This window comes from Pseudomonas sp. Root71 (assembly GCF_001429045.1).
Lineage (GTDB): Bacteria > Pseudomonadota > Gammaproteobacteria > Pseudomonadales > Pseudomonadaceae > Aquipseudomonas > Aquipseudomonas monachiensis.
In genome coordinates this window covers 159779-185860 of the sequence record NZ_LMHY01000030.1, presented here as the reverse complement: position 1 = coordinate 185860, position 26082 = coordinate 159779, and the positions used below count along the sequence as shown (strand labels likewise).

The 26082-nt window shown below is 61.1% G+C and carries 24 protein-coding genes; 8 read left to right on the top strand and 16 right to left on the bottom strand.

The window, feature by feature from the left end; genetic code table 11:
• Positions 1 to 40: 40 nt before the first annotated feature.
• On the top strand, positions 41 to 988 hold the full coding sequence (locus ASD95_RS27515; protein ID WP_056728851.1) for a S66 peptidase family protein: 948 nt from the start codon (positions 41 to 43) through the stop codon (positions 986 to 988).
• 95 nt (positions 989 to 1083) lie between these two features.
• Here the strand turns inward: ASD95_RS27515 and ASD95_RS27510 are convergent, their stop codons facing one another.
• The 5 genes from ASD95_RS27510 to leuS all read right to left on the bottom strand — a co-directional run bounded on the left by ASD95_RS27510 (position 1084) and on the right by leuS (position 7139).
• A complete protein-coding gene (locus ASD95_RS27510; protein ID WP_056728849.1) occupies positions 1084 to 2406 on the bottom strand; it encodes a lytic murein transglycosylase in 1323 nt (440 codons plus the stop codon).
• Positions 2407 to 2467: 61 nt separating this feature from the next.
• Positions 2468 to 2632, bottom strand: coding sequence for an alternative ribosome rescue factor ArfA (arfA, locus tag ASD95_RS27505; protein WP_056728848.1), 165 nt, complete (start codon positions 2630 to 2632; stop codon positions 2468 to 2470).
• Positions 2633 to 2762: 130 nt separating this feature from the next.
• Positions 2763 to 3800 (bottom strand): DNA polymerase III subunit delta, encoded by a 1038-nt coding sequence (holA, locus tag ASD95_RS27500; protein ID WP_056728846.1) that lies wholly within the window; start codon positions 3798 to 3800, stop codon positions 2763 to 2765.
• A 39-nt stretch (positions 3801 to 3839) separates the two neighbouring features.
• On the bottom strand, positions 3840 to 4445 hold the full coding sequence (locus ASD95_RS27495; protein ID WP_056728844.1) for an LPS-assembly lipoprotein LptE: 606 nt from the start codon (positions 4443 to 4445) through the stop codon (positions 3840 to 3842).
• A gap of 87 nt (positions 4446 to 4532) precedes the next feature.
• Positions 4533 to 7139 carry a leucine--tRNA ligase gene (gene leuS / locus ASD95_RS27490; protein ID WP_056728842.1) on the bottom strand — a complete coding sequence of 869 codons (2607 nt, stop codon included), beginning with the start codon at positions 7137 to 7139 and terminating at the stop codon, positions 4533 to 4535.
• A gap of 281 nt (positions 7140 to 7420) precedes the next feature.
• On the opposite strand from leuS, the gene ASD95_RS27485 reads away from it, so the two are divergent.
• Together ASD95_RS27485 and ASD95_RS27480 are read left to right on the top strand one after the other, a co-directional pair.
• Positions 7421 to 7741: a hypothetical protein gene (locus tag ASD95_RS27485; RefSeq protein ID WP_008052397.1), complete on the top strand. Its 321-nt coding sequence runs from the start codon at positions 7421 to 7423 to the stop codon at positions 7739 to 7741.
• Positions 7742 to 7846: 105 nt separating this feature from the next.
• Positions 7847 to 8608: a YdcF family protein gene (locus tag ASD95_RS27480; protein ID WP_056728841.1), complete on the top strand. Its 762-nt coding sequence runs from the start codon at positions 7847 to 7849 to the stop codon at positions 8606 to 8608.
• An 82-nt stretch (positions 8609 to 8690) separates the two neighbouring features.
• On the opposite strand, the gene lnt is transcribed toward ASD95_RS27480, so the two are convergent.
• The 5 genes from lnt to miaB form a co-directional block, all read right to left on the bottom strand.
• The gene (gene lnt, locus ASD95_RS27475; protein ID WP_056728839.1) at positions 8691 to 10214 is read right to left on the bottom strand and encodes an apolipoprotein N-acyltransferase; all 1524 of its coding nucleotides are present in this window, start codon (positions 10212 to 10214) and stop codon (positions 8691 to 8693) included.
• Between the two features lie 8 nt (positions 10215 to 10222).
• Entirely contained in the window at positions 10223 to 11062 is an 840-nt protein-coding gene (locus ASD95_RS27470; RefSeq protein WP_027924283.1) for an HlyC/CorC family transporter, read from the bottom strand.
• 5 nt (positions 11063 to 11067) lie between these two features.
• The gene (gene ybeY / locus ASD95_RS27465) at positions 11068 to 11562 is read right to left on the bottom strand and encodes an rRNA maturation RNase YbeY (protein ID WP_056728838.1); all 495 of its coding nucleotides are present in this window, start codon (positions 11560 to 11562) and stop codon (positions 11068 to 11070) included.
• Positions 11555 to 12562 (bottom strand): PhoH family protein, encoded by a 1008-nt coding sequence (locus ASD95_RS27460; protein ID WP_056728837.1) that lies wholly within the window; start codon positions 12560 to 12562, stop codon positions 11555 to 11557. Before ASD95_RS27460 ends, ybeY begins: the two co-directional genes overlap by 8 nt.
• Before the next feature lie 215 nt (positions 12563 to 12777).
• The gene (miaB, locus tag ASD95_RS27455) at positions 12778 to 14106 is read right to left on the bottom strand and encodes a tRNA (N6-isopentenyl adenosine(37)-C2)-methylthiotransferase MiaB (protein WP_056728835.1); all 1329 of its coding nucleotides are present in this window, start codon (positions 14104 to 14106) and stop codon (positions 12778 to 12780) included.
• A 136-nt stretch (positions 14107 to 14242) separates the two neighbouring features.
• Between miaB and ASD95_RS27450 the strand changes: the two genes are divergently transcribed.
• Positions 14243 to 14572 carry a DUF1820 family protein gene (locus tag ASD95_RS27450; protein ID WP_056728833.1) on the top strand — a complete coding sequence of 110 codons (330 nt, stop codon included), beginning with the start codon at positions 14243 to 14245 and terminating at the stop codon, positions 14570 to 14572.
• A 152-nt stretch (positions 14573 to 14724) separates the two neighbouring features.
• On the opposite strand, the gene ASD95_RS27445 is transcribed toward ASD95_RS27450, so the two are convergent.
• The 4 genes from ASD95_RS27445 to ASD95_RS27430 form a co-directional block, all read right to left on the bottom strand.
• Entirely contained in the window at positions 14725 to 15279 is a 555-nt protein-coding gene (locus tag ASD95_RS27445) for a tetratricopeptide repeat protein (protein ID WP_056728831.1), read from the bottom strand.
• A 225-nt stretch (positions 15280 to 15504) separates the two neighbouring features.
• Positions 15505 to 16788: a glutamate-1-semialdehyde 2,1-aminomutase gene (gene hemL / locus ASD95_RS27440; RefSeq protein WP_056728829.1), complete on the bottom strand. Its 1284-nt coding sequence runs from the start codon at positions 16786 to 16788 to the stop codon at positions 15505 to 15507.
• 28 nt (positions 16789 to 16816) lie between these two features.
• The gene (gene thiE, locus ASD95_RS27435) at positions 16817 to 17440 is read right to left on the bottom strand and encodes a thiamine phosphate synthase (RefSeq protein ID WP_056728827.1); all 624 of its coding nucleotides are present in this window, start codon (positions 17438 to 17440) and stop codon (positions 16817 to 16819) included.
• Positions 17441 to 17470: 30 nt separating this feature from the next.
• Positions 17471 to 18268 carry a hydroxymethylpyrimidine/phosphomethylpyrimidine kinase gene (locus ASD95_RS27430; RefSeq protein ID WP_008052407.1) on the bottom strand — a complete coding sequence of 266 codons (798 nt, stop codon included), beginning with the start codon at positions 18266 to 18268 and terminating at the stop codon, positions 17471 to 17473.
• A gap of 304 nt (positions 18269 to 18572) precedes the next feature.
• On the opposite strand from ASD95_RS27430, the gene ASD95_RS27425 reads away from it, so the two are divergent.
• The 4 genes from ASD95_RS27425 to ASD95_RS27410 all read left to right on the top strand — a co-directional run bounded on the left by ASD95_RS27425 (position 18573) and on the right by ASD95_RS27410 (position 25004).
• On the top strand, positions 18573 to 20957 hold the full coding sequence (locus ASD95_RS27425; RefSeq protein WP_056728825.1) for a hybrid sensor histidine kinase/response regulator: 2385 nt from the start codon (positions 18573 to 18575) through the stop codon (positions 20955 to 20957).
• Between the two features lie 74 nt (positions 20958 to 21031).
• Positions 21032 to 22681, top strand: coding sequence for an acyl-CoA dehydrogenase family protein (locus ASD95_RS27420; protein WP_056728824.1), 1650 nt, complete (start codon positions 21032 to 21034; stop codon positions 22679 to 22681).
• A gap of 117 nt (positions 22682 to 22798) precedes the next feature.
• A complete protein-coding gene (amn, locus tag ASD95_RS27415; protein WP_177336502.1) occupies positions 22799 to 24298 on the top strand; it encodes an AMP nucleosidase in 1500 nt (499 codons plus the stop codon).
• Between the two features lie 70 nt (positions 24299 to 24368).
• A complete protein-coding gene (locus ASD95_RS27410) occupies positions 24369 to 25004 on the top strand; it encodes a pseudouridine synthase (RefSeq protein ID WP_056728822.1) in 636 nt (211 codons plus the stop codon).
• On the opposite strand, the gene ASD95_RS27405 is transcribed toward ASD95_RS27410, so the two are convergent.
• Together ASD95_RS27405 and ASD95_RS27400 are read right to left on the bottom strand one after the other, a co-directional pair.
• On the bottom strand, positions 24999 to 25208 hold the full coding sequence (locus tag ASD95_RS27405) for a DUF2788 domain-containing protein (protein ID WP_007937369.1): 210 nt from the start codon (positions 25206 to 25208) through the stop codon (positions 24999 to 25001). The genes ASD95_RS27410 and ASD95_RS27405 overlap by 6 nt on opposite strands.
• Positions 25209 to 25447: 239 nt before the next feature.
• Positions 25448 to 25927 carry an Lrp/AsnC family transcriptional regulator gene (locus ASD95_RS27400; RefSeq protein WP_007937367.1) on the bottom strand — a complete coding sequence of 160 codons (480 nt, stop codon included), beginning with the start codon at positions 25925 to 25927 and terminating at the stop codon, positions 25448 to 25450.
• Between the last annotated feature and the right edge of the window lie 155 nt (positions 25928 to 26082).

The window sequence follows — 26082 nt, the reverse complement described above, 5'->3', positions numbered from 1 at the left end:
ACTACTGTGTGCTGAAGATTTCACGCAGGGAGATTCACGGATGACCGCTCGACCGACCCACACCCTTTGCCCTCATGCTCCCGTCCCGGCACTGCCGTCGGAAGGCATGATCGGCGTTATCGCCCCCGCCGGTCCCGCGCCGCTGGACACCGACAAGGCGGTGCAATGGATGCGTGCCCGGGGTTATTCACTGAAATTGTTTCCCGGGGTCTACGAAAAAAACGGCTACCTGGCCGGGAGCGACGAAGTGCGACTGGGCGACCTGCATGCAGCGTTCGCCGACAGCGAAGTGGATGCCATCATCTGCCTGCGCGGTGGTTACGGCACGCCGCGGCTGCTCGATCGTATCGATTTTGATTTGCTGCGTGACAACGCCAAGCCGTTCGTCGGCTACAGCGACATCACCGCATTGCATTTGGCGATCAGTCGTTATGCCGGATTCGTGACCTTTCATGGTCCGTTGCTCAATGCCGATCTGCTGGGGGGCAAGCAAATACCTACCGAGTCTTCGTTCTTCAACATGCTGCGCGGGCAGGTGAGGGCGGGCACGGTGCTGGCTCATCCGGTGGCTTACCCGCTGACCACGATCGAGCCGGGCGTGGCTCATGGGCGCTTGCTCGGAGGCAATCTGGCCATGATCGCCGCGACCATGGGCACGCCCTACGAGATTGATGCCGAGGGCGTCATTCTGTTGATCGAGGACATCAACGAGCCGCTGTATCGCATCGACCGGTTGCTGACCCAACTGCGGCTGGCTGGCACCTTGCACAAGCTGCGCGGCGTGTTGGTCGGGGACGTGGCGGGGGTTGAGGTGGCAGCGCTGGACAGGTTGCTCAAGCAGACCTTCGAGCCATTGAAGATTCCGGTGCTGTCCGGGTGGCGCAGTGGGCATTGCGACCCGAACCTGACGCTGCCCATGGGCGCATTGGTCAGGCTGGATGCGGGGAATCAGGAATTGATGTTGGAGCAGGATGTGGTAATCAGGTAAGTCGCGAATATCTTGAAAAGATCGCAGCCTGCGGCAGCTCCTACGGGGTTTTGTGTACACCCGTAGGAGCTGCCGCAGGCTGCGATCTTTTGCTTTTAACGGTTACGCAATCCTTCCAGCAACTTGTGCGTCGGATACCCGTCCGCCGGCCAGCCAAACGACTGCTGGGCACTGCGGATCGCCTTGCGGGTATTGGCGCCGATGATCCCGTCGGCGGTACCGGCGTCATAGTTTTGCGCGCTCAGCAGGTTCTGCAGCTCGATCCGCTCGGTGCGGCTCAGAGGCAGGTCATCCTTTGGCCAGGTGCCGCTGATCAGGCCTGCGCCATTGAAGCGTTCCGACAGCAGGCTAACCCCCAAGGCGTAGGACGACGAGTTGTTGTACTTGAGGATCGCACGGAAGTTGTCGAGCACCAGAAAGGCCGGGCCACGGTAGCCAGCCGGCAGCAGCAGGGCCGCGGACAACTGCTCGGAGCCTGCCGGGACCTGGCCGCCGTTGGGCAGCGTAACGCCCAGTTGGCGCCACTCGGCGACACTCTTGCGAATCGTGCCATCGGCCAGCACGTAGTTGAAGCCGCCCGGCAGTTGGACTTCAAAGCCCCACGGCTGACCTCTCTGCCAGCCGGAGCTTTGCAGGTAATGCGCGGTCGAGGCCAGGGCGTCAGCCGAGCTGCCCCAGATATCGCGACGGCCGTCGCCGTCGAAATCGACGGCGTGGGTGTTGTAGGTGGTCGGGATGAACTGGGTCTGGCCCATGGCGCCGGCCCAGGATCCGAGCATCTTCTCGGGTTCGATGTCGCCTTGTTGCAGAATTTGCAGGGCCGCGATCAACTGCGCGTGGGCGAAGCCGGGGCGGCGGCCTTCATAGGCCAGGGTCGCCAGTGAGTTGATCACCGACTTGCTGCCCTGGAACTGCCCAAAGTTGCTTTCCATGCCCCACACCGCCACCAGCGCCTGGCGATCGACGCCGTAGCGCTGCTCGATGCCTTGCAAGATGTCGGCGTATTGGTCGATCAGCGACTGGCCTTTGCGTACCCGCAGCGGCGACAAGGCGCCGTCCAGGTATTCCCACACCGGTTTTGCGAATTCCGGTTGGCTGCGATCGGCACGAATCACACTGGGATCGAAGCTGACATTGGCGAAAGCGCGATCAAACAGATCGGCGCGGATACCGGCGGCCAGGGCATCCTTGCGGAAACCCGCCTGCCATTCGGCGAAAGTCTGGGTCGGCTGGATGTCGAGGTTCTCACCGGTCGGAACCACTGGCGGAACAACCGCCGGGGCGGTGGCGACAGGAAGTGTCTGAAGCGGCTGAGCGTCGGCTGCGGTCGGTTTTTCCGCACAGGCGACAAGCAAAACTAGGCTGGAGGCAGCGATCAATTGGCGCAGGTGCCAACGACGGGAAAGACAAAAGGGCATGCACGGGTCCAGGGAATACGAATCAGGTACAGACCTTAACATGTCGAAGGGGTGTTCTGCTTTACGCAGCCAGAAAGTAAGAAGCCTCCCAGTTGTCAGACTGGAAGGCTTCGCGGCGGTAACTGCCTTTGCCCTTGGCCGGGCGTTCCTTGCGGCTGCGGAACAATGGCTGGGCGATGATGGATTTGGCCTTGTTGGGGCCATGCGCTGATGGCTTTTTGCTCATGATGATGCCTCGCAAGTGAGTGGTTTTTGCGGGGCAAATAATCGGCCGAAGTTCGGGATCTGTCTAGTCCCTACATTGTGTAGGACCTTTCATTGATCTTGATAGCGATGTGGTTTATGTGGCGAGGGGGCTATTCAGCGGGCAATGTCAGACGCTGCCCGGCCATCAACAACGTCAACCGGCTCAAACTCATCCACGGCGAACCGGCCGCCTGGCCTTTGATCTGGGCATCAATGCGTTGCGCTTCGAGCAGCAGTTGCGCCCAGCGTTGGGCCGAGTAGCGTTGCAGGGCCTTGCTCACCAACGGTTTACGTTTGTCCCAGACTGGCGGTTTGGCCTGGCTGAAGGCCTTGTCCAGGGGGGTGCCCTGGCTGTATTGCAGGGAAATATTGGCCAGCAGGCGCAACTCCCGGGCCAGGGCCCAAAGAATCACCGGCGGCTCGACGCCTTCACCGCGCAACCCTTCGAGCATGCGCAAGGCGTGGGCGGCTTCGCCATTGAGCACCGCATCGGTCAGGCCAAAGACATCGAAGCGCGCACTGTCTGCCACCGCAGCCTGCACGGTTTCAACGGTGATCTGACCGCCTTCGGCCATCAGCTTGAGCTTTTCGATTTCCTGGGCGGCGGCCAGCAAGTTGCCCTCGACCCGTGCCGCGATCAGCTCAACGGCGTCCTGGCTGGCGGAAAGCCCGGCCTGGGACAAACGTTGGCGGATCCAGCTTGGCAACTGGGCGACATCGACCGGCCAGATCTGCACGAACTGGGTCTGCGGCCCTTCGACCAGCGCTTTGCCCCACTTGGTTTTCTGCGTGCTGCCATCGAGCTTCGGCAAGCTGATCAGCAGCACGGTGTCCTCGGCCGGGCGCGAGCAGTACTCAATCAGCGCGGCAGCGCCCTTGTCGCCGGGTTTGCCGGAAGGCAGGCGCAGCTCCAGCAGGCGCTTTTCGGCGAACAGCGACATGCTGGCACCGGCTTGCAACAGAGTCCCCCAGTCGAAACTGGCGTCGGCGGCAAATACCTGGCGTTCATCGAATCCCTGCTGACGGGCGGCAGCGCGAACAGCGTCGGCCGCCTCCTGGCACAACAACGGGTCATCGCCGCTGATGATATAGACCGGCGCAAGGGCGCCTTGCAGGTGTTTGGCGAGTTGGGCGGGAGCGAGCTTCATAATAGAGGGCGAACGGGGCGCCTGGGCGCCCCGTAAGTCTTACTGCTGCGGCAGTTCGACAGGCGACTGACGCGGGGTTTGCGCCTCAGCCTTCTTTGCCGCTTCCAGTGCAGCGGCGTCAGCCTTGGCCCTGGCTTCGGCAGTCTGCTGCAACTGATCCAGTTGGCCTGGGGTCAGTTGTTCCAGGCGCAGCATCATGCGCTGGACCATCTCCCGACGGCCTTCTGTCCGGGCCGTTGCGGCTTCCTGGTCAGAGCCCACCAGGTTGTTGCCGTCGTGCATATAGATCTTCTGCACTTCAAGCTTGTCACTCAACAGGGGCAGATCGCCGCGACCGCGGATGTCGTAGCTCAGCACGGTGGTGACCTGGTACTCGCCAGCACGACCGGCGCCTGCGTAGCTGATGATACGCTGGCTTTCCTGCTCATTGGTCAGCACCAGTTTGTACGGAGCGCCGGTATAGACCTTGACGCCGCTGCCCTCCAGTGCCTGGCGCAACTGGGTAACGGTTGGGCCATAAGCGTTACGGGCGCTCAGGTCGAGCTCCTTGATCGCCAGTACATTGGTGCCGGTGCCGCGCAGCTGGAAACCGCAGGCGCTCAGCAGAACCGCGAGGCCCATCACCAGCAGATTGCGTTTGATCATCTTGTTGCTCCCCTTGAAACCATGTGGGCCGATCAGGCGGCCCGAAAGGTTTTACTCGGCGCCAGGCTCACCTGGCGCCTGATCCAATTAGCTGGCGACGATATTGACCAGTTTCCCGGGCACTACGATCACTTTACGAATGGTCAGACCGTCGACGAAGCGCAACACGTTCTCGTTGGCACGGGCGGCGGCTTCGACTTCTTCACGGCTGGCACTGGCCGGCATTTCGATGTGGCCACGCAGCTTGCCGTTGACCTGAATCACCAGTTGCAGGCTGTCCTGTACCAACGCGCTGTCATCCACCACCGGCCAGCCGGCGTCGATCACAGGTTCAGCGTGACCCAGTTGATTCCACAGCTCGTGGCTGATGTGCGGCGTGATCGGAGCCAGTAGCAGTGTCACGGTTTCCAGGCCTTCGTGAATCAGGGCGCGATCCTGGTCGGTGCCTTGCGCGGCTTTTTCCAGTACGTTCATCAGCGTCATAACCTGAGCGATGGCGGTGTTGAACTTGTGGTTCTGGCCAACATCCTGGCTGGCTTGCTTGATGGCCAGGTGGATCGAGCGACGAACGGCTTTCTGCTCGTCATTCAGGCTGGCGACGTCCAGTTTGCCCGGCAGGCCCTGAGTGACGTGGGCTTGAGCCAGGCGCCAGACGCGCTTGAGGAAACGGTGCGAACCCTCTACGCCGGAGTCGGACCATTCCGCGCTCATGTCAGGTGGCGAAGCGAACATCATGAACAGGCGGCAGGTGTCTGCGCCGAACTGGTCGATCATCGACTGTGGGTCGACGCCGTTGTTCTTCGACTTGGCCATCTTCTCGGTGCCGCCGATTTCCACCGGCAGGCCGTCGGATTTCAACTTGGCGCTGATAACCTTGGCTTTGCTGTCACGCTCAAGCTCGACGTCCGCCGGGTTGAACCAGGTGTAAGCGCCATTGGCTTCGCGGCGATAGTAAGTCTCGGCGATCACCATGCCCTGGGTCAGCAGGTTCTTGAACGGCTCGTTGGAGCTCACCAGGCCTTCGTCGCGCATCAGCTTGTGGAAGAAGCGCGCGTAGAGCAGGTGAAGAATCGCGTGTTCGATCCCGCCGATGTATTGATCCACCGGCAGCCAGTGGTCGGCGGCCGATTTTTCCACCAGGCCGCCTTCAAAGTGCGGCGAGGCATAGCGGGCGTAGTACCACGAGGACTCGACGAAGGTGTCCATGGTGTCGGTTTCACGCTTGGCAGGCTGGCCGCATTTAGGGCAGCTGCACTCGTAGAACTCGGGCATGCGCGCCAGTGGCGAACCGGCGCCGTCGGGTACGACGTCTTCCGGCAGCACGACAGGCAGTTGATCTTCCGGTACCGGCACGTCACCGCAAGTGTTGCAGTGGATGATCGGGATCGGGCAGCCCCAGTAACGCTGGCGGCTGATGCCCCAGTCGCGCAGGCGGAACTGGGTACGCGAGGCGCCCAGCTCTTTTTTGATCAGCGCGACTTCGATGGCGTCGAAGGCGCCTGCGAAGTCGAGGCCGTCGAATTCGCCGGAATTGATCAGCGTGCCGTGCTCGCCGTAGGCGTCTTGCCATGGCGCCGGGTTGCTGTCACCGGAACTGGTCTGCACCACGGATTTGACCGGCAGGTTGTACTTGTGGGCGAATTCGAAATCGCGCTCATCGTGGGCCGGAACCGCCATCACCGCGCCGTCGCCGTAGTGCATCAGCACATAGTTGGCGACCCAGACCGGCAGTTTTTCCCCGGTCAGCGGATGTTCGACGAACAGGCCGGTCGGCAGGCCTTTTTTCTCCTGGGTGGCGACGTCGGCTTCGGCCACGCTGCCGCCCTTGCATTCAGCGATGAACGCTTGCAGCTCTGGATTGTTCTGTGCGGCCAGGGTAGCCAGGTGGTGTTCGGCGGCCACTGCGACGTAGGTCGCGCCCATCAGGGTGTCCGGACGGGTGGTGAAGACCTTCAGCGCGCCGGTTTCGCCGATGGAATCGACGTTGTACGGGAACTGCACTTCCATGCCGCGGGATTTGCCGATCCAGTTGCGCTGCATGGTCTTGACCTGTTCAGGCCAGCCAGTCAGCTCGTCGAGGCTCTCCAGCAACTCATCCGCGTAGGCGGTGATCTTGAAGTAGTACATCGGGATTTCGCGCTTTTCGATCAGCGCGCCGGAACGCCAGCCGCGACCGTCGATCACCTGTTCGTTGGCCAGGACGGTCTGGTCGACCGGGTCCCAGTTCACGGTGCCGCTTTTCTTGTAGATCACGCCTTTTTCGAACAGGCGGGTGAACAGCCACTGTTCCCAGCGGTAGTAATCGGGCTTGCAGGTGGTCACTTCGCGCGACCAGTCCACCGCAAGGCCCAGGCTACGCAGCTGGGACTTCATGTAGGCGATGTTTTCGTAGGTCCACTTGGCGGGCGCTACGTTGTTCTTCATCGCGGCGTTTTCCGCCGGCATGCCGAAGGCGTCCCAACCCATGGGTTGCAGAACGTTCTTGCCCTGCATGCGCTGATAGCGGGAGATCACGTCGCCGATGGTGTAGTTGCGCACGTGCCCCATGTGTAGCTTGCCGCTGGGGTAAGGGAACATCGACAGGCAGTAGTAAGTCTCCTTGCCTGGCTGTTCACTGACTTCAAAGGACTTTTGCTCGTCCCAGAACGACTGGGCGGCGGCTTCGATTTCACGGGGCTGATATTGTTCGTGCATGGCTACTTTTGAACTGAATAGGGGTGGCCTAATCCTCTTCAATGCAACGCTGGACGCTGATCACGCCGCATTGGCGTTTTCGATGTCCAGCCGAGCTGGAAGTGGAGTTACAGGAAGCGCCGTAGCATACATGACCGCGCTCTACCGAGGGAAACCCTGATTGCTGCCGCGCGTCTCGCGAAAACCGCCGCGAGGGCCGTTGGTCGCGGCGCTCAGCCGGTTTGTTCATGGAGGCTAAGCTCTAACTGGGGAGTTGGTCTTATCTTCCAATGAGGTGAGGGATGGTTGAGTCACAGCAAAAAGCTACGAAACCGGAGCTGTACGAAAGACTGATCGATCGTTTGGCCCTGGCCCTGGAAGCGGCAAGAACTGCTGGCCGGTTGCGTGACGTACGCCCTCTGGAGCTGGAACTGCGTGGCCTCAGCCCCGCAGAGTTTGCACTGGTCAAGGCGTATCTGGATCGCAGTGAGCGTGAGACGCACGGATGCTTGTCAGAGGCGGTAAAGCAACTCGACGCACCACGTTCGGCCAAGATCATCTGGCTCAAGGACAAGGTTCCCGGCAGAGACGCGGTAAAGGTCCGGTCTTTGCAGTTCAAGTAAGACGCAGAGCCATGCTCCATGGTTTTTTTGAAGCATAGTCCTCCTGTATTGATTGTCGCATCGCGCCAACCCACTTAGGCTTCGGGCATCTCCAGGAGATGCTCGATGCCTTTTCGTTATTTTTTAAAACAACTTCTTTTGCCCCCCGGCATTCTATTGCTGCTGCTTTTACTTGCCTGGTGGTTGCGCCGCTCAAGGCCAAGGCTCGCCGGTGTGTGCTTTGCACTGGGGTTGGGTGGCCTTTGGCTGATGAGCCTGCCGGTGGTGGTGCAGTGGAGTGCCGGCCTGCTCGAGCGTGAGCCACCGCTGGCTCGCGGCGAATGGGCGGTGCTGGGGCAGCGCGCGGACGCCATCGTTGTCCTTGGTTCCGGGCGCGAGCGCGGTGACGCGGCCTGGGGCGCCGACCAGCCCACGGGTGTCGGCCTGGAACGCCAGCGGTTTGCCGCGCGGCTGGCCAAGGCTTCCGGCCTGCCGGTACTGACCAGCGGCGGCTTGCATTACGGCACCCCGCCAAGCGAAGCGCAGATGATGGCTGACTCCTTGCGCGACGATTTTGGCGTGACCGTGCGCTGGCAGGAAGGACGCAGTCGCACGACTTGGGAAAATGCCCGGTTCAGCGCCGAGGTATTGCTGCCACAGGGCATCAAGCGCGTGGTGCTCGTGACTCATGCCGGGCATATGCCGCGAGCGGTCTGGAGTTTCCGCAAGGCCGGGTTTGAGGTGGTGCCGGCGCCGGTAGGGTTTCTGGGCGGCGACAATGCGCGGCCACTGGGTGGCTGGATGCCGGAGTACAAGGCGATCTGGCAGAACGGGCAATTGATGAACGAGGCGGTGGGGCAGGTCGGTTATTCGTTGTTTTACCGGTAAAGATCAAAAGATCGCAGCCTGCGGCAGCTCCTACAGTTGGAATGCAATCCCCTGTAGGAGCTGCCGCAGGCTGCGATCTTTTCTAGACAGTCTTGGCCATCCGGCTCGCAATCAGCGCCCAGCCAAACAACAACACGCAGAGAATGAGCAATGGCCACGAGCGCCATTCCAGGTACGGCGTGAGGTTGTGCATCGGCACCACTTCGCCATACAGGATGCCGCGTTCGAACTGCGGGATCTGATCGGTAATCTGACCGAACGGGTTGATCAGGCCGGATACGCCGTTGTTGGTGGCGCGGATCATCCAGCGGCCGGCCTCCAGCGCACGCATCTGCGCCATCTGCAGGTGTTGCAGCGGACCGATGGAGGTGCCGAACCAGGTGTCGTTGCTGATGGTCAGCAACAGGTCACTGCGGGCGGCAAGGCTCGCGGCGAATTCCGGGTAAACCACTTCATAACAGATGTATGGCGCGATCTGATAACCCTTGGCTTGCAGCAGCGGCTGGTCAGCCGGGCCGCGAGCGAAGTCCGACATTGGCAGGTCGAAGAAGGCGATCAGCCCGCGCAGCACATCCTGCAGCGGAACATATTCCCCAAACGGCACCAGTTTTTGCTTGAGGTAAGTGCCGTCGCCTTCGCCGACAACGGTGATGCCATTGAAGAAGCGCTTCTCGTGGTGGACCTCCATGCGGACCGGGACGCCGGTAATCAGCGCCGATTTACGCTCGGCCGCGAAGCTGCCCATCATGTTCAGGTAACCCTCGGCGGACTCCTTGAGCACCGGGATTGCCGTTTCCGGCCAGATGAGAAGATCGGCGCGCCTGGAGCTGAAACTCATGTCGCGGTACAGCGCCAGTTGCGCGTTGAGCTGCGCCGGATCCCACTTCATGCTTTGTTCGATGTTGCCCTGAATGGCGGCGACGCTCAGTGGCGGGCCCGACGGGCTGGTCCAGGCGTGGTGCTTGAGCGCCATGCCGAGCAGCCATGGACCGACCAGCAGCAATGCACCGGCAGCGATGAAGCCTTTGCGCCCCGTGCGAACCAGGCGCAAGCCGTTGTAGATCAACGCTGCTGTCAGGGCCAGGGTGAAGGAAATCAGCCACATTCCGCCGATAGGCGCGAGCCCGGCCAGCGGGCCGTCGAGCTGACTGTACCCGGAATACAGCCATGGGAAGCCTGTCAGGAACCAGCCGCGGAAGGCTTCCTGGCCGACCCACAGCGCTGCGAAAGCCAGGGCGTCGGCCAGCGGCGCTTCATTTCGGCGCAGCCAACGCGCCCAGATCCAGGCGGGCAGGGCAAAGAACCAGGCAATCGCCGCCGTGAAGAGCAGCATCAGGAAACCGGCCAGCAATACCGAGGCGCCGCCGAAGTGGTGAATGCTGTAGTAGATCCAGCTGGTGCCGGCACCGAACAGGCCGAAACCGAAACACCAGCCGCGACCCAGTGCCTGACGTGGGCTCAGCTCGCGCAGGCCGGCATAGAACAGGCCGACGGCGAGCAGTGCCAGTGGCCAGATATCGAACGGCGCCAGGGCCAGTGTGGTGATTGCACCGGCCGCCACGGCCAGCAGGTTACCGGGCCAGCCGGGGCGGGTTGTCCAGCGCATTTCAATCCTTAGCGAGCAATGGGCGTCAGGCGAAGCAAGTGAATCCGACGGCTGTCGGCGTTCAGGATGCGGAAGCGGTAGGGGCCGATTTCAGTGATTTCGTTACGTTTTGGCAAATGCCCGAACGCGCTCATCACCAGGCCGCCAACGGTGTCGAACTCGTCGTCGGAGAATTCGCTGTCGAAGAACTCGTTGAAGTTCTCGATTGGCGTCAGGGCCTTGATCAGGAAATCACCGCTGGGCAGCGGCTTGATGTAGCTGTCTTCTTCGACGTCGTGTTCGTCTTCGATGTCGCCGACGATCTGTTCCAGCACGTCTTCGATGGTCACCAAACCAGCCACGCCGCCGTATTCGTCGATGACGATGGCCATGTGGTTGTGGTTGGCGCGAAACTCGCGCAGCAGCACGTTGAGGCGCTTGGATTCCGGCACGAAGGTGGCCGGGCGCAACAGGTCCTTGATGTTGAAGCTGTCGCCGTTTTCCTTGAGGATCAACGGCAGCAAGTCTTTGGCCAGCAACACGCCCATCACGTCATCGTGGCTTTCGCCGATCACCGGGTAGCGGGAGTGGGCCGAGTCGACCACGGCAGGCAGGAACTCGCGGGGTGTCTGGGTCGCCTTGATGCTGACCATCTGCGAGCGCGGGACCATGATGTCCCGGACCTGCAAGTCAGCCACCTGGATGGCGCCTTCGACGATGGCCAGCGCTTCGCTGTCCAGCAGTTTGTTCTGGTGTGCATCGCGCAGCAACTCCAGCAGCTCCTGGCGGTTTTTCGGCTCGTGGGCAAAAGCCTGGGTGAGCTTACCCAACCATGACTTCTGCCCGTTGCTCGATCGATCTTCGCTCATAGCGATTACTCTGAATCCTTTGTTGTTTCGGTAGGGAATGCGTCAGTTTCGTCGTCCGCGTACGGATCGGGAAAGCCCAGTTCTGCAAGCAACGTTCGTTCCAGTGCTTCCATTTCTTCGGCTTCCTCGTCATCAATATGGTCGTAACCAAGCAGATGCAAGCAGCCGTGAATCACCAAGTGTGCCCAGTGGGCCTTGAGTTCCTTGCCCTGTTCAGCGGCTTCGCGCTCGACCACGGCCACGCAGATCACCAGATCGCCCAGCAGCGGGATGTCGAGGAACTCATCCGGCACGTCGGCCGGGAATGACAAGACGTTAGTTGCGTAGTCTTTTTGCCGCCAGGTGTGGTTCAGCTCGCGTCCTTCGGCTTCGTCGACCAGACGAATGGTCATCTCCGAGTCGGCGGTGCGCTGGCGCAAAGCCAGCTCGCACCACTGGCGGAATTCGGCTTCGCCGGGGGCGTCGGCTTCGGTGGCGATTTGCAGGTCAAGCTCAAGCATCGCGGCGGCTGTCCTTGGCGGCGGCATCATCGGCCGCTTTGGTTTCGAAGCGCTCATAGGCTTCGACAATCCGCTGCACCAGTGGATGGCGCACGACGTCCTTGGGCTGGAAATGGGTGAAGCTGATCCCTGGCACATCCTTGAGCACTTCAATCACGTGGTGCAGGCCGGACTTGGTGCCGCGTGGCAGGTCGACCTGGGTGATGTCCCCGGTGATGACGGCCGTGGAGCCGAAGCCGATCCGGGTCAGGAACATCTTCATTTGCTCGACCGTGGTGTTCTGGCTTTCGTCGAGAATGATGAAGCTGTTGTTCAGTGTACGGCCGCGCATGTAGGCCAGCGGCGCGACTTCGATCACCTGGCGCTCGATCAGCTTGGCGACGTATTCGAAGCCGAGCATTTCGTAGAGCGCGTCGTAGAGCGGGCGCAGGTACGGGTCGATTTTTTGCGACAGGTCGCCGGGCAGGAAGCCGAGTTTTTCACCCGCTTCGACCGCCGGGCGAACCAGCAGGATGCGGCGAATCTGCTCGCGCTCCAGTGCATCCACCGCGCAGGCCACGGCCAGGTAAGTCTTGCCGGTACCGGCCGGGCCGATGCCGAAGTTGATATCGTTACCGAGGATTTCCTTCACGTAGCGCACTTGATTCAAGCCGCGTGGGCGAATCATGCCTTTCTTGGTGCGCAGGGCCACGGAGGGTTCGGCGGGGGAGTGGTTGTCCAACTGCTCGACGGCCGATTCCTGCAGGAACAGGTGCACCATGTCCGGCGACAGCTCGGTACCCTTGGTTTCCCGGTACAGGCGGCGCAGGAGGTTTTCCGCGGAGGTGGTGTGTTTGGGTTCGCCGATCAGCTCGAACTGGTTTCCGCGATTGCGGATCTCGATGGTCAGGCGCTGTTCGATCAAGCGCAGGTGCTCGTCGAATTGCCCGCACAGATTGGCGAAGCGACGAGCTTCAAAAGGCTCGAGGATGAAACGATGTGGTTCTATAGGTGCGTTCAAGGTCGTATTTAGCCGCCCTGGGGCAATTGAGATAAATCAAGGATAGCGCCAGTGGCGCGGGTGCGAAAGCTCTTATATAGACCAAGTTAATTCACTGGCCTGGCGCTGTCCCTGTGGGAGCGGGCTTGCTCGCGAAGAGGGTGTCTCAGTCGACAATCATTTAACTGACACACCGTTTTCGCGAGCAAGCCCGCTCCCACAAGGGGGATGCGGTATTACTGGATCAGCGAGCCCCGCAGCGAGTGCGGCTGCGCGGCATCGATGTGCACATCCGCGAACTGGCCGATCAGGGTCGGATTGTCGCAGCGGAAGTTGACGATCCGGTTATTCTCGGTTCGGCCCTGCAGTTCGCCCGGGTCCTTTTTCGAGTAATCGGTCACCAGGATCCGCTGGATCGAACCGACCATTTGTCGGCTGATCTCGAAACCTTGCTGGTTCAAGCGATGTTGCAGTGCGTTCAGGCGTTCTTTTTTCAGCTCTTCCGGAGTGTCATCGGCCAGGTCGGCGGCCGGAGTGCCCGGGCGCTGGCTGTAGACGAACGAGTAGGAAAAGTCGAAACCCACGTCGGCAATCAGCTTCATGGTTTGTTCGAAATCTTTCTCGGTCTCGCCCGGGAAGCCGACGATGAAGTCCGAACTGATGCAGATCCCCGGTACGGCGGCGCGCAGCTTGCGCAGTTTGGATTTGTATTCCAACGCGGTGTGGTTGCGCTTCATCGCCGCGAGAATTCGGTCCGAGCCCGATTGCACCGGCAAGTGCAGGTGTTTGACCAGCTCCGGCACGTCAGCGTGGGCCTGGATCAGGCTGTCGGAGAACTCCAGCGGGTGTGACGTGGTGTAGCGGATGCGGTCGATGCCGTCGACCGCGGCGACCACGCGGATCAGCTCGGCCAGATCCGCCAGGCGCCCATCATGAGTCGTCCCACGATAGCCGTTGACGTTCTGCCCCAGCAGCGTCACTTCGCGCACGCCGTTTTCGGCCAGGTGAATGATCTCGGCAAGCACGTCGTCGAACGGCCGGCTGACTTCTTCGCCGCGGGTGTAGGGCACCACGCAGAACGTGCAGTACTTGCTGCAACCTTCCATCACCGACACGTAAGCGCTCGGGCCGTCGATGCGGGGCTCGGGCAAATGGTCGAATTTTTCGATTTCCGGGAACGAGACGTCAACTTGCGGCAGCTTGCTGCTGCGCGCGGCGTCGATCATTTCCGGCAGGCGGTGCAGGGTCTGCGGGCCGAAGACCACGTCGACGTACGGCGCGCGATCACGAATGGCCGCGCCTTCCTGGCTGGCCACGCAACCGCCGACGGCGATCACCATGTCCGGGTTGGCCAGCTTCAGTTCGCGCCAGCGACCGAGTTGGGAATAGACCCGGTCCTGTGCACGTTCGCGGATCGAGCAGGTGTTGAGCAGGATCACGTCGGCGTCTTCAGCGCGGGCGGTGACTTCCAGGGCCTGATGTTCGCCCAGCAGATCGACCATGCGCGAGCTGTCGTACTCGTTCATCTGGCAACCGTGGGTTTCGATGTAAAGCTTCTTGGCCATGGAATAGAGTCATCACGTGATTCAAAGAACCGCGCATTATAGGGAACATGTACCCAGGTTCCTACCGCTGCGCGTCCGATGGCTATGCTATAGTTCGCGCCCTCATTTTTATCCCCCGATGTGTTGCTCGCCTGCCATGACCAAACGTGAAGCTCCAATCTACAAGGTGATTTTCCTCAACCAGGGCCAGGTGTTCGAAATGTATGCCAAGCAGATCTATCAAAGTGATCTGTGGGGCTTTCTGGAAGTGGAAGAGTTCGTCTTTGGCGAGCGCACGCAAATGGTCGTCGATCCGAGCGAAGAAAAGCTCAAGGCTCAGTTCGAAGGCGTGGTGCGCAGTTTTGTGCCAATGCATTCGATCGTGCGCATCGATGAAGTCGAGCGTATGGGCACACCAAAAATCAGCGAAGCCCGTGGCGCGGTCGGCAATGTCATGCCGTTTCCGATGCCGATGCCTGAGAAGTAAGTCTCAAGACCGAGTCGCCCCCATCGTCGGAACGCCGCCCGGAGCAAGCTCGCTCCCACAGGGAATTGCGGCGCACACAGGTTTTGTGAGCGCCAGAGATCAAATGTGGGAGCGAGCTTGCTCGCGATGGGGCCAGTCAGATCAACACAGAATCAGGGCAGTGGCGCGAAAGGCGTACGCCCGTCAGCGCTTTGCAATTCCATCAAATATTTACGGAAAATTTGCCCGAGCACCTGGGTCGCAAGCTCCAGTTCTTCGCGGGGCATTTTCTCGGTGACTTCGTCGGCGGTGTCCAGGGCGTCTTCGGCGCCGTTGACCGCTGCCATCTTCAGCAGGATGTACGCCTGAACGTTATTGGCCGGCACGCCTTCGCCGTGGAAGAACATGGTGCCGAGTTTGAATTGTGCCTGGGCGTGGCCTTGCAGCGAGGCTTTTTCGAAATAGCTCAGGGCCTGATTGAGGTCGCGCGGTGTGTTTTTGCCTTCGTAGTAGAACTCACCCAACTCGTATTGCGCTTGCGCATCCCCTTCTTCCGACGCTTTCTGGCAGGCGGCGAGCGCCTGTTCCAGGTCTTGCGGCTGGGTATTGAGGGTGCAGCGACCCATCGCTGGGATTAACAACGAGTTGCCGCCTGCTTGTGCGTGCGTGAGCAGGGGCTGAAGAAGCAACAGGCAGCCCAGTGCAAGGGTGCGGCCGGTGCGGTTCATGGGAATCGACTTACCTCTGAAGGGCGCGCGGACCCATCGAGGGGATCCAATAAGCGCGCATTATGAAATAAGCAGGGCCAACCTTACAAAGTCTTTACTCGTTTTTCTGCTGCGCGGGAAATTTATCGCCCACTTTGCGGGGGATTATTGGCAGACGAGCAGGAAAAATCGTGGGAATGCCGGCGAAAGCTGACGCTGGCAAGGGCCAGCGTCAGCATTTGAGCGTTACTTCAAGGCCGCGAAGGCGCGCTCGGCGGCGTCCAGGGTCAGCTTCAGTTCAGCTTCGCCGTGGGCGATCGAAGTGAAACCGGCTTCGAATGCGCTCGGAGCCAGGTACACGCCACCTTCGAGCATCAGGTGGAAGAAGCGACCGAACAGGGCTGCGTCGCTGGCCATGACGTCATCGAAGGTGACGATGTCGTCGGCACCGCTGAAGTACAGGCCGAACATGCCGCCGGCCTGGGTGGTCACGAACGGAATGCCGGCCGCATCGGCGCGCTGTTGCAGGCCGTCGAGCAGGCGAGTGGTGTAGTCGGTCAGCTCGGCGTGGAAGCCCGGGCGGCTGATCAGGCGCAGGGTGGTCAGGCCGGCTGCCATCGCCAGCGGGTTACCGGACAGGGTGCCGGCCTGGTAGACCGGGCCCAGCGGGGCGATGCGCTGCATGATTTCGCGCTTGCCGCCAAAGCAGCCGACCGGCATGCCGCCACCGATGATCTTGCCGAAGGTGGTCAGGTCTGGCGTCACGCCGTAGTACGCCTGGGCACCGCCGAGGGCGACACGGAAGCCGGTCATGACTTCGTCGAAAATCAGCACCACGCCGTGCTTGTCGCACAGGGTCCGCAGGCCTTCGAGGAAGCCCGGTGCCGGCGGTACGCAGTTCATGTTGCCGGCCACTGGCTCGACGATGATGCAGGCCACGTCCTGGCCGACTTCGGCGAGCATGGTTTCTACCGCGTCGATGTCGTTGAACGGCAGGGTCAGGGTGTGTTTGGCGAATGCCGCCGGTACACCGGCCGAGCTCGGTACGCCTTGGGTCAGTGCGCCGGAGCCGGCCTTGACCAGCAGGCTGTCGGAGTGACCGTGGTAGCAGCCTTCGAACTTGATAATGCTGTCGCGACCGGTGAAGCCGCGGGCCAGGCGAATGGCGCTCATGGTCGCTTCGGTGCCGGAGCTGACCATGCGCACCATTTCCATCGACGGCACGAGGGAGCAGACCAGGTCGGCCATCTGCGTTTCCATCTCGGTCGGGGCGCCGTAGGACAGACCGTGCTCAAGCTGTTTACGCACCGCGTCCAGTACGTCCGGGTGGCTGTGGCCGAGAATCATCGGACCCCAGGAACCGACGTAATCCACATAGCGCTTGTCGTCTTCGTCGGTGACGTAGGCGCCTTCGGCGTGCTTGAAGAACAGCGGCGTGCCGCCGACGCTCTTGAACGCGCGAACCGGCGAGTTCACGCCACCGGGAATGTGTTTCTGGGCATTGGCAAACAGGGTTTCGGAACGAGACATGATCGGGCTCTCAAATCAGATTTAAAGCTTAAATAGAAAACAATTCGTTGAAGGCGCGGGCGCGGCGGGTCACTTCAGCCGTGCTCTCGGCGCCGAACAGGCCATGCACCACCGCCAGCAGATCGACGCCATGGGCCACCAGTGGGGCGGCGTTATCCAGGGTGATACCGCCGATCGCACAGATCGGCAGGTGCAGCTGTTTGCGGGCCTGGTCGAGCAGGTCGAGGCTGCAGGTCGGTGCACCGGGCTTGGTGTTCGAATTGAAGAAGCGGCCGAAGGCGACATAGCTGGCGCCTTCCCTGGCGGCCTGTTCGGCCAGTTCGAGCTGCGCGTGGCAGGTCGAGCCGATGATCGCCTGGCGCCCGAGCAGTGCACGGGCCGGGGTCAACGGGCCGTCGGTCTGGCCCAAGTGCACGCCCACGTTCAGGCGTGCCGCCAACTCGGCGTCGTCATTGATGATCAACTGCGTCTTGTAACGTTCGCACAGCCCGCGCAAGGCTTCGGCCTCACGCAGACGGCGGGCTTCGTCGCTGCTCTTGTCGCGGTATTGCAGCAAGGTGACGCCGCCTTCCAGCGCCGCCTCCACGTACTTGAGCAACTTACCGTCCAGCAAATGGCTATCGGTAATGGCGTACAGGCCACGTAGTTTCATCGGAGAAGCCTCACCGCATACGAATAGAAGTTACGAACAGAAATCCAGCGGCAAACGGCGCGGCACGAACTGGCCTTTGCCCAGTTGCTCGGCATCACGCAGGGTGCGCCACGTGTAGTTAAGCGCGGTCTGCACGGCGCTGGCGAGGTTTTCGCCCTGGGCCAGACGACCGGCCAAGGCACTTGCCAGGGTGCAACCGGAACCGTGATAACTGCCCGGCAAACGCTGGCAGGTATAGGTTTCGCGCAGGCCATCGCGGCTATACAGGCGGTTGTGGATTTCGGTTTCGTCGCCGTGGCCGCCGGTGATCAGCAGGTGTTTGACGAACGGCAAGAGTTTTTCAGCGCACTCGTCCGCGGTGCCTTCGGGCAGTTCGGCGAGGATGCGGGCTTCGGGAAGGTTGGGGGTCGCAATGATCGACAAGGGCAGCAGACGCTCGCGCATGGCGTAGCCGACTTCGTCCTTGCCCAGGCGTCCGCCGCCGCCGGCGCGCAGCACCGGATCGCAAACCACCGGCAAATGCGGGTGCGCCGAAAGCAGTTCGACCACGGTGTCGACCATTTCCAGGGAACCGAGCATGCCCAGTTTGACCGCCGCGACTTCGGAGTCGTTGAGCACGGCATTGGCCTGGGCCAATACCCACTCACGGTCAAGGACGCGGAAGTCCGTGACATTGACGGTGTCTTGCACGGTCAGGGCGGTGACGGCCGGAGCCGCATGGCAACCCTGAGCGAGCAGGGCTTCGATATCTGCCTGCAAGCCGGCGCCACCACTTGGGTCGTGGCCGGAGAGACAGAGGACAACGGGGCGAGAGCTGTAGATATTCATGGTGCGCGAGCTTACCACCAAACCTGTTTTCCGGGTGTTGTGGCGGTGTGTTTGGTCGATACATTGTGGCGAAGGGGACAGCACCCTTGCCTGGATGATTTTCCTGCCATTGATAATCGTTCAGTTATGCCGCTGAAATGCCCGTCCTAGAGCCTTTTCAGGAAAAATTTCAATGGTGTTTAATGGCCATCAACGGCTATGCTAGAGTGGATCCAAACCAATAACAGGTGATGCCGGTTTTACGTCTGCTCAAAAGGAATGGGGGGCTTCCTGACAGAACCGGACAGGCCACGCTGGGGCTTCAATGCGCTATTTGCTGATGTTGCTGTTGTGTTTGCCCCTCCTGGCAAACGCCGTCGAGTTCGATGAGTTCACTCAAAGCCTCCCCTTGGGCCGAACCTTGCAGGTCTATGAGGACGCAAGTGGTCAGGCGACCATCGCGGATATCCGTGCGCAAGCGGCGGCCGGCAACTTCAAACCGCACCACAAGGACACGCTCAACGCCGGGTACTCGCGTTCGGTGTTCTGGCTGAAAATCGACCTGCATTACCGTCCGGCCAATCCGGCGGCGCAAAGGACCTGGCTGCTGGAACTGGCCTATCCGCCCCTCGATCGCCTCGATCTCTATTTGCCCGATGCGGCCGGCAACTATCAGTTGGTCAGTCAGACCGGCGATGCCTTGCCCTTCAACAGCCGCGAGATTCGTCAGAACAATTATCTGTTCGACCTGACGTTCAAGCCCGATCAGGCCGAAACCGTATTCATGCGCTTGCAAAGCGAAGGCTCGATCCAGGCGCCGGTCACCTTGTGGTCGAGCACCGCCTACCTCGAGGAGCAGCCCGTGCGCCTCTATGTACTGGGGCTGATCTACGGCGTGTTGCTGGGGATGCTGGTCTACAACCTGTTCATCTACCTCAGCGTGCGCGACACCAGTTACCTCTACTACATCTTCTATATCGCCTCGTTCGGCTTGTATCAGCTGTCGGTAAACGGTGCGGCCGTGCAGTATTTCTGGCCGGACAATCCATGGTGGGCCAACGCCGCAACGCCGTTTTTCATCGGCTGTGCCGGGCTGTTCGGCAGTCAGTTCGCCCGCAGTTTCCTGCAAATGGCAACCCACAGTCGCTGGCTCGACCGCCTGTTGCTGGCGCTGGTTGGCTTCGGTGCGCTGGTGGTCGGCCTGTCATTGATGACCAGCTACGCCCTGGCCTTACGCCTGGCCACGGCCCTGGCGCTGACGTTCACCGTGGTGATTTTTGCCGCCGGGATCTTTGCCTGGTTGCGCGGCCTGCGGGTGGCGCGGTATTTCATCATTGCCTGGTCGGCGTTTTTGCTCGGCGGCATCGTCAATACGCTGATGGTGCTGGGTTACCTGCCGAACGTGTTCCTGACCATGTACTCCAGCCAGATCGGTTCGGCCATTGAAGTGGCGCTGCTGTCCCTGGCGCTGGCCGACCGCATCAACGCCATGCGCGAGCAGCAGGCTCAGACCCTGTTCGACGCCAGCCAGAAGCTTGAAGTCCTCAACCAGCAACTGGCCCGCAGTAACAAACTCAAGGACGAGTTCCTTGCCACCCTGACCCACGAATTGCGCACGCCCATGAACGGTGTGATCGGTTCGCTGGAACTGATGCAAACGGTCGAAATGGACCCGGAGCTCGAGCAGTACCAGCAGACGGCGTCTGGATCGGCGCGGGACATGATGCGCATGGTCAACGGCATCCTCACCCTCACCGAATTGCAGGCCGGCAAACTCAAGGCCTCGGCCGACACCTTCAGCTTGCGTGGCATGGTCGAGGCACTGCGCACGCAGTTCGAGGGCAATGCGTCGGGCAAGTCGCTGGACTTCAAGGTCGATGTCGCGCCAGGTGTGCCGGATCGTTTGCGCGGCGACAACGTCAAGATCGCGCAGTGCCTGGAATGCCTGCTGGATAACGCCATCAAGTTCACCAAGGTCGGCGGCCTGGCCCTGCGGGTGACCGGCAAGACCATTGAGCCCGACCGGCTGGCGTTGACCTTTGCGGTGATTGACACGGGCATTGGTTTCACCGATTTGGGGGAGGCCACAATGTATCAACGGTTCTTCCAGCTCGATGGCTCGATGACCCGTGAATACGGCGGCCTGGGTGTTGGCCTGGCGATTTGCCGACAGTTGGTCGAGTTGCTCGGTGGACGCCTGACACACCGCTCCGAGCCAGGACGCGGCAGCCGGTTTCAGCTGGATGTGGAAGTCGGGCTGCCGGTAGTCGAGCGTCCGGTGACGCCATTGATGACCCGGGACTTTCCGCGCCTGCGCTTGCCTCAGGATTGTGCCGTGCTGTTGGTGGATGACAACGACATCAGCCAGTTGGTGATGCGCGGCATGTTGCTCAAGCTGGGCTTTCGCGTACGTACGGCCGACAGCGTCGATGCTGCTCTCGATCTCCTGCAGCGCGAAGTGTTCGACGCGGTGCTGGTCGATTGTCAGTTGCCGCTATTGGGCGGTGAGTCGGTGTGCTGCCGGATCCGCGCGTTACCTGGTTATGCCGAACTGCCGTTGTTCTTGATCGCCCTGAACGGTGACCGTGAGCGCTGCCCGACCGGCGCGGTGATTGATCACTTGAACAAGCCGGTGAAATTCGAGGAATTGCAGGCCGCGCTCTACCGCCGTGTACTTTGTTTGCAGCAGGGCGAAAGCGCCGGAAGTTAGGCGGATATGACACTTTGATCGGCCGAGGGGCGGTGATTAACTGATGTCAGTTGGCCGACCAAAGGAGCCCTGTCATGAACCTGCATCAGTTCGCCGAAACCCACGAAGTCACCAACCAGCCACCGTCACTGGACGGCGCCAACCTGTACCGCATCGATTTGCCGTTGCAGGAGTGGTCGCGGCGGTTCGGGGCCGGTTGGGCCGAATCGCGGATCGACGCCTATGGCGCACTGGCCGGTGGCCTGTTGATGGAAGCCGGGTTCCTGGCCAATCAGAACAAGCCGGTGTTCAACAGCCATGACCGGTTTGGTCATCGCATTGACCTGGTGGAGTTTCACCCGGCTTATCACGAACTGATGCGTACGGCGGTTGAGCATGGCTTGACCTCTTTGCCCTGGACTCATCCGCAGTCCGGCGCCCACGTGGCCCGCGCTTCCATGACTTACCTGCACAGCCAGGCCGAGGCCGGCAGCGGCTGCCCGTTGACCATGACCTTCGCCAGCGTTCCGGCCATGCGCCTGCAACCGGACCTGGCGCAAAAGTGGCTGCCGAAAATCCTCGCCACCGAATACGACCCGCGTAATGTCGCCATGGCCCACAAGGCCGGGGTCACCATCGGCATGGCCATGACCGAGAAGCAGGGCGGCACCGATGTGCGGGCCAATACCACCAAGGCGTATCCGGTGGGTGCCAGCGGTCCGGGCCAGGCCTATGAACTGGTTGGGCACAAATGGTTTTGCTCGGCGCCGATGTGCGACGCCTTCCTGACTCTGGCGCAGACCGACAAGGGCCTGACCTGTTTCCTGTTGCCGCGCCATCGTCCGGACGACACGCGCAATCAGTTCTATATCCAGCGCCTGAAGAACAAGCTCGGTAATTGTTCCAACGCCTCCAGCGAAGTGGAGTTCCGTGGCGCACTGGCGTGGATGGTCGGTGAAGAGGGCCGTGGCGTTCCGACGATCATCGAGATGGTGGCCATGACCCGCTTCGATTGCATGGTCGGCTCCAGTTCACTGATGCGCCAGGCGCTGACCCAGGCCAGCCATCACTGCGCTCATCGTTCGGTTGGCGGCAAGCTGCTCAGCGAACAGCCATTGATGCAGAACGTGCTGGCGGATCTGGCGCTGGAAAGCGAAGCCGCCCTGGCCTTGAGCCTGCGCATGGGCCGGGCGCTGGATCATCTGGACGATTCGCAGGAAGCCAAATTCGCCCGGCTGGTGACGGCGGTGGGCAAGTACTGGATCTGCAAACGGGCGCCGGCGATGATCAACGAAGCGGCCGAATGCATGGGCGGTGCGGGTTATGTCGAAGACAGTATCCTGCCGCGCCTCTACCGCGAGGCGCCGGTGAATTCGACCTGGGAAGGTTCGGGCAACGTGCAGTGCCTCGACGTGCTGCGTGCCCTGTCGAAAGAACCGGGTGTGCTCGATGCACTGTTCAGCGAGTTGGGCGATGGCCATGGCGACAAGCGCCTGGCTGCACACATCAATCAATTGCAGGCGGCCTTCAAGGACACCAGCGACATTCAGTACCGTGCCCGGCAACTGACTGAGGACATTGCCCTGGGGCTGCAGGCGAAGTTGTTGCTGGAAGCCGGGAATGCGGTGGTCAGTGATGCGTTTATTGCCAGTCGACTGAATGGTGGCGGCCGGGTGTACGGCGCATTGCCACGCGGGCTGGATGTGGAAGCGATTGTCGCTCGTTCGACTCCACAAGGCTTCTGATCGGTCAGAAGATCGCAGCCTGCGGCAGCTCCTACGGGTGCACGACGAGCCCTTGTAGGAGCTGCCGCAGGCTGCGATTTTTTTTGGCTGTTCCCGTGAAGCGACGATGCAGGCAAGATGAAGGTCTGCAAGTCAGAACACAGGATGCTGATCGTGACCGAAGCTTTTATTGTCGTTCAAACCGCCGAGCAAGCCGTGGACCGGCTCGCACACTTGCACAATCGTGCAACCACCGCGTTGAGCCAGGCGCTCAAGCGTTACCTCAAGGATCGCGTCGAGCCCGATGCCGAACAGCGCTCGATGTTCCGCTATCCCGAATTGCGCCTGACCTACCACTGCCAGGGCGAAGTCCCGCAGACCACCCGTGCCTACGCCAAGGTTCAGTTGCCTGGCACCTACAGCGTCACCGTCACCCATCCCTCGGCTTTTCGTAAATACCTGCTGGAGCAGCTCGTTCCGTTGATGCACGACTTCACCGTGACCGTGGAAGTCGGTGTCAGCCAGCAGAACATTCCGTATCCGTATGTGGTCGAGCAGGGCGATGAGCTGGCGGGTTCCGGTGTCACTGCCCCCGTGCTGGCGCGGGTGTTCCCGAGCACTGACCTGTCGGCGGCGACCGACGGCATTGCCGACGGTCTGTACGATTGGGAAAACACCGATCCGCTGCCCCTGGCGCTGTTCGATGCCGCGCGGGTGGATTTCTCCCTGCGCCGACTGGTGCATTACACCGGCAGCGACTGGCGGCACGTGCAGCCGTGGATTTTGCTGACCAACTATCACCGCTACGTCGACCAGTTCATCGTCCATGGCCTGGAGCAACTACGCAGCGATCCGCGTTTCGTGCGCATGGTGCTGCCGGGCAACGTGATCATCGAAAAAAGCATGGACCACGGCGAAGCCTCGGCGATTGCCGCCGGGGTGGTCTGGCACCGCTACCAGATGCCGGCCTATCACCTGATCGCCAGCGATGGCCACGGCGTGACCCTGGTCAACATCGGTGTCGGCCCGTCCAACGCCAAGAACATCACCGACCACCTGGCTGTATTGCGTCCGCATTGCTGGCTGATGATCGGTCACTGCGGCGGCCTGCGTCAGTCGCAGACCATTGGCGATTACGTGCTGGCCCACGCCTACATGCGTCGCGACGGCATTCTCGACCGGGTGGTGCCGCCGAACATTCCGATTCCGGCGTTGGCCGAAGTGCAACTCGCGCTTCAGCAGGCGGCGGCCAACGTCACCGGCGAGAAGGGCGACGAACTGAAGAAGCGCCTGCGTACCGGCACCGTGCTGACCTACGACGACCGTAACTGGGAGCTGCGCTGGGCACAGGAACGGCCGCTGATCAACCTGTCCCGCGCCGTGGCGGTGGACATGGAAAGCGGCACGATTGCCGCGCAGGGTTATCGTTTGCGGGTGCCATACGGCACGTTGCTGTGCGTTTCGGACAAGCCGCTGCACAGCGAAATCAAGCTGCCGGGCTCGGCCAACGCCTTCTATGAGCGCGCGGTCAGCCAGCACCTGAAGATCGGTATCGAGGCGGTGGATCTGTTGCGCACCGAACTCAACTCGCTGCATTCGCGCAAACTGCGCAGCTTCGACGAGCCGCCGTTCCGCTGATTTGTCGATGGTCATTTAACGGTCGGGCTACTAGCATTAGCAGCCCTGACCGTTAGATGTTGTTTTGCCCATGTCGCGTCCATCTCGTCCACCTTCCCGCCGCCCTGGCGCGAAACCCTCTCCTTCAGCCCCGCGCCGTGTCGCCAAGGCACCACCGGCCGAGCCGAAGCTGATCCTGTTTAACAAACCTTTCGATGTGCTGACGCAATTCAGCGACGGCGAAGGGCGCGCGACCCTCAAGGATTACATTGATGTACCGGGAATCTATCCGGCCGGACGGCTGGACCGCGACAGCGAAGGCTTGTTGCTGCTGACCAACGACGGCCAGCTTCAGGCGCGGATCGCCGACCCGAAACACAAGCTGGCCAAGACCTATTGGGTACAGGTCGAGGGCGAGCCGAGCGCCGAGCAGTTGCAGCGCTTGCGTGACGGCGTCGAATTGAATGATGGCATGACCTTGCCCGCCGAGGCGCGGCAACTGGACGAGCCCGAGCTGTGGCCGCGCAATCCGCCGGTGCGTTTTCGTAAAAGCGTGCCGACCAGCTGGCTGGAGTTGGTGATTCGCGAAGGGCGCAACCGACAGGTGCGGCGCATGACCGCTGCGGTCGGGTTGCCGACCTTGCGTCTGGTGCGGGTCAGGATCGGCGACTGGACGATCGAGGGGCTCGATCAGGGCCAGTGGAAGGAAGTGCCGGCGCGCTTATAACGTGCCGGATTCGATCAGGCCGATCACCACGCTCTTGATCACGAACGCCGCCACGCCCAGGCCCAGCACGAAGAACAAAATGAACGAGCCGAAGCGCCCGGCCTTGGACTTCTTCGCCAGATCCCAGACGATGAAACCCATGAAAATGATCAGGATGCTGACCAGTCCGGTCATCATCCATTCTTCGAATACGGCAGGATCCATCGAATATCTCCAGCGCGGGCGTGGCTAAAAGGGCGCGGGGAGTATACGCCTCAGCGAGTACGCACTGTATTGACCTGCGTCGGTGTGTCGCAGTCATTCGTCGCCCGGTCTGACAACCGACCTGTTCTTGTAGGAGCTGCCGAAGGCTGCGATCTTTTGATTTTGCTGCTAAGAAAAGATCAAAGGATCGCAGCCTCGTTTCACTCGACAGCTCCTACAGGCGCCTACAGAAGTGCTACTCAGCTACGCAGATGAGTCAAAGGCAGTTCGGTGCTGTTCAAAACCTGATTCAGCACAAAACTCGATCGCACGCTGGTCACGCCTTCAATCCGTGTCAGATGCCCCAGCAACAATTTCTGGTAGTGATCCATGTCCGGCACCACGACCTTGAGTTGATAGTCGGCATCCATCCCGGTCACCAGGCTGCATTCGAGCACTTGGGGCAGGGTGCGGATGGCCGCTTCGAAATTCTCGAAACGCTCCGGCGTGTGACGGTCCATGCCGATCAGCACGTAAGCGGTCAGGCTCAGGCCGAGCATCTTGCGGTCGAGCAGGGCGACCTGGCGGGAAATGTAGCCGTCGTCTTCCAGTTGCTTGACCCGCCGCGAGCACGGCGAAGGCGACAGGCCGATGCGCTCGGCCAGCTCCTGGTTGGAGATGCGTGCGTCGCGCTGCAATTCCGCCAGAATACTCAGGTCGTAACGGTCGAGCTTGCTCATCAAACGGTCCTTTGTCGTAACTATTGCGGAGGATTATGTATCCGGGGTTAAAAATTGCGCAAGTGATGTTTAATTAAGCAATCTTCGCAATCCTCTGCCGGCGCTCCCGGCCTATTCTTATCACCAGAATCACTGCTCGGACAAACAGTCCAGTG

Excerpts from the sequence above, each read along its gene's own strand:
- ASD95_RS27515 (WP_056728851.1), top strand. The coding sequence starts at position 41 with ATGACCGCTCGACCGACCCACACCCTTTGCCCTCATGCTCCCGTCCCG.
- ASD95_RS27510 (WP_056728849.1), bottom strand. The coding sequence starts at position 2,406 with ATGCCCTTTTGTCTTTCCCGTCGTTGGCACCTGCGCCAATTGATCGCT.
- arfA (WP_056728848.1), bottom strand. The coding sequence starts at position 2,632 with ATGAGCAAAAAGCCATCAGCGCATGGCCCCAACAAGGCCAAATCCATC.
- holA (WP_056728846.1), bottom strand. The coding sequence starts at position 3,800 with ATGAAGCTCGCTCCCGCCCAACTCGCCAAACACCTGCAAGGCGCCCTT.
- ASD95_RS27495 (WP_056728844.1), bottom strand. The coding sequence starts at position 4,445 with ATGATCAAACGCAATCTGCTGGTGATGGGCCTCGCGGTTCTGCTGAGC.
- leuS (WP_056728842.1), bottom strand. The coding sequence starts at position 7,139 with ATGCACGAACAATATCAGCCCCGTGAAATCGAAGCCGCCGCCCAGTCG.
- ASD95_RS27485 (WP_008052397.1), top strand. The coding sequence starts at position 7,421 with ATGGTTGAGTCACAGCAAAAAGCTACGAAACCGGAGCTGTACGAAAGA.
- ASD95_RS27480 (WP_056728841.1), top strand. The coding sequence starts at position 7,847 with ATGCCTTTTCGTTATTTTTTAAAACAACTTCTTTTGCCCCCCGGCATT.
- lnt (WP_056728839.1), bottom strand. The coding sequence starts at position 10,214 with ATGCGCTGGACAACCCGCCCCGGCTGGCCCGGTAACCTGCTGGCCGTG.
- ASD95_RS27470 (WP_027924283.1), bottom strand. The coding sequence starts at position 11,062 with ATGAGCGAAGATCGATCGAGCAACGGGCAGAAGTCATGGTTGGGTAAG.
- ybeY (WP_056728838.1), bottom strand. The coding sequence starts at position 11,562 with ATGCTTGAGCTTGACCTGCAAATCGCCACCGAAGCCGACGCCCCCGGC.
- miaB (WP_056728835.1), bottom strand. The coding sequence starts at position 14,106 with ATGGCCAAGAAGCTTTACATCGAAACCCACGGTTGCCAGATGAACGAG.
- ASD95_RS27450 (WP_056728833.1), top strand. The coding sequence starts at position 14,243 with ATGACCAAACGTGAAGCTCCAATCTACAAGGTGATTTTCCTCAACCAG.
- ASD95_RS27445 (WP_056728831.1), bottom strand. The coding sequence starts at position 15,279 with ATGAACCGCACCGGCCGCACCCTTGCACTGGGCTGCCTGTTGCTTCTT.
- hemL (WP_056728829.1), bottom strand. The coding sequence starts at position 16,788 with ATGTCTCGTTCCGAAACCCTGTTTGCCAATGCCCAGAAACACATTCCC.
- thiE (WP_056728827.1), bottom strand. The coding sequence starts at position 17,440 with ATGAAACTACGTGGCCTGTACGCCATTACCGATAGCCATTTGCTGGAC.
- ASD95_RS27430 (WP_008052407.1), bottom strand. The coding sequence starts at position 18,268 with ATGAATATCTACAGCTCTCGCCCCGTTGTCCTCTGTCTCTCCGGCCAC.
- ASD95_RS27425 (WP_056728825.1), top strand. The coding sequence starts at position 18,573 with ATGCGCTATTTGCTGATGTTGCTGTTGTGTTTGCCCCTCCTGGCAAAC.
- ASD95_RS27420 (WP_056728824.1), top strand. The coding sequence starts at position 21,032 with ATGAACCTGCATCAGTTCGCCGAAACCCACGAAGTCACCAACCAGCCA.
- amn (WP_177336502.1), top strand. The coding sequence starts at position 22,799 with ATGAAGGTCTGCAAGTCAGAACACAGGATGCTGATCGTGACCGAAGCT.
- ASD95_RS27410 (WP_056728822.1), top strand. The coding sequence starts at position 24,369 with ATGTCGCGTCCATCTCGTCCACCTTCCCGCCGCCCTGGCGCGAAACCC.
- ASD95_RS27405 (WP_007937369.1), bottom strand. The coding sequence starts at position 25,208 with ATGGATCCTGCCGTATTCGAAGAATGGATGATGACCGGACTGGTCAGC.
- ASD95_RS27400 (WP_007937367.1), bottom strand. The coding sequence starts at position 25,927 with ATGAGCAAGCTCGACCGTTACGACCTGAGTATTCTGGCGGAATTGCAG.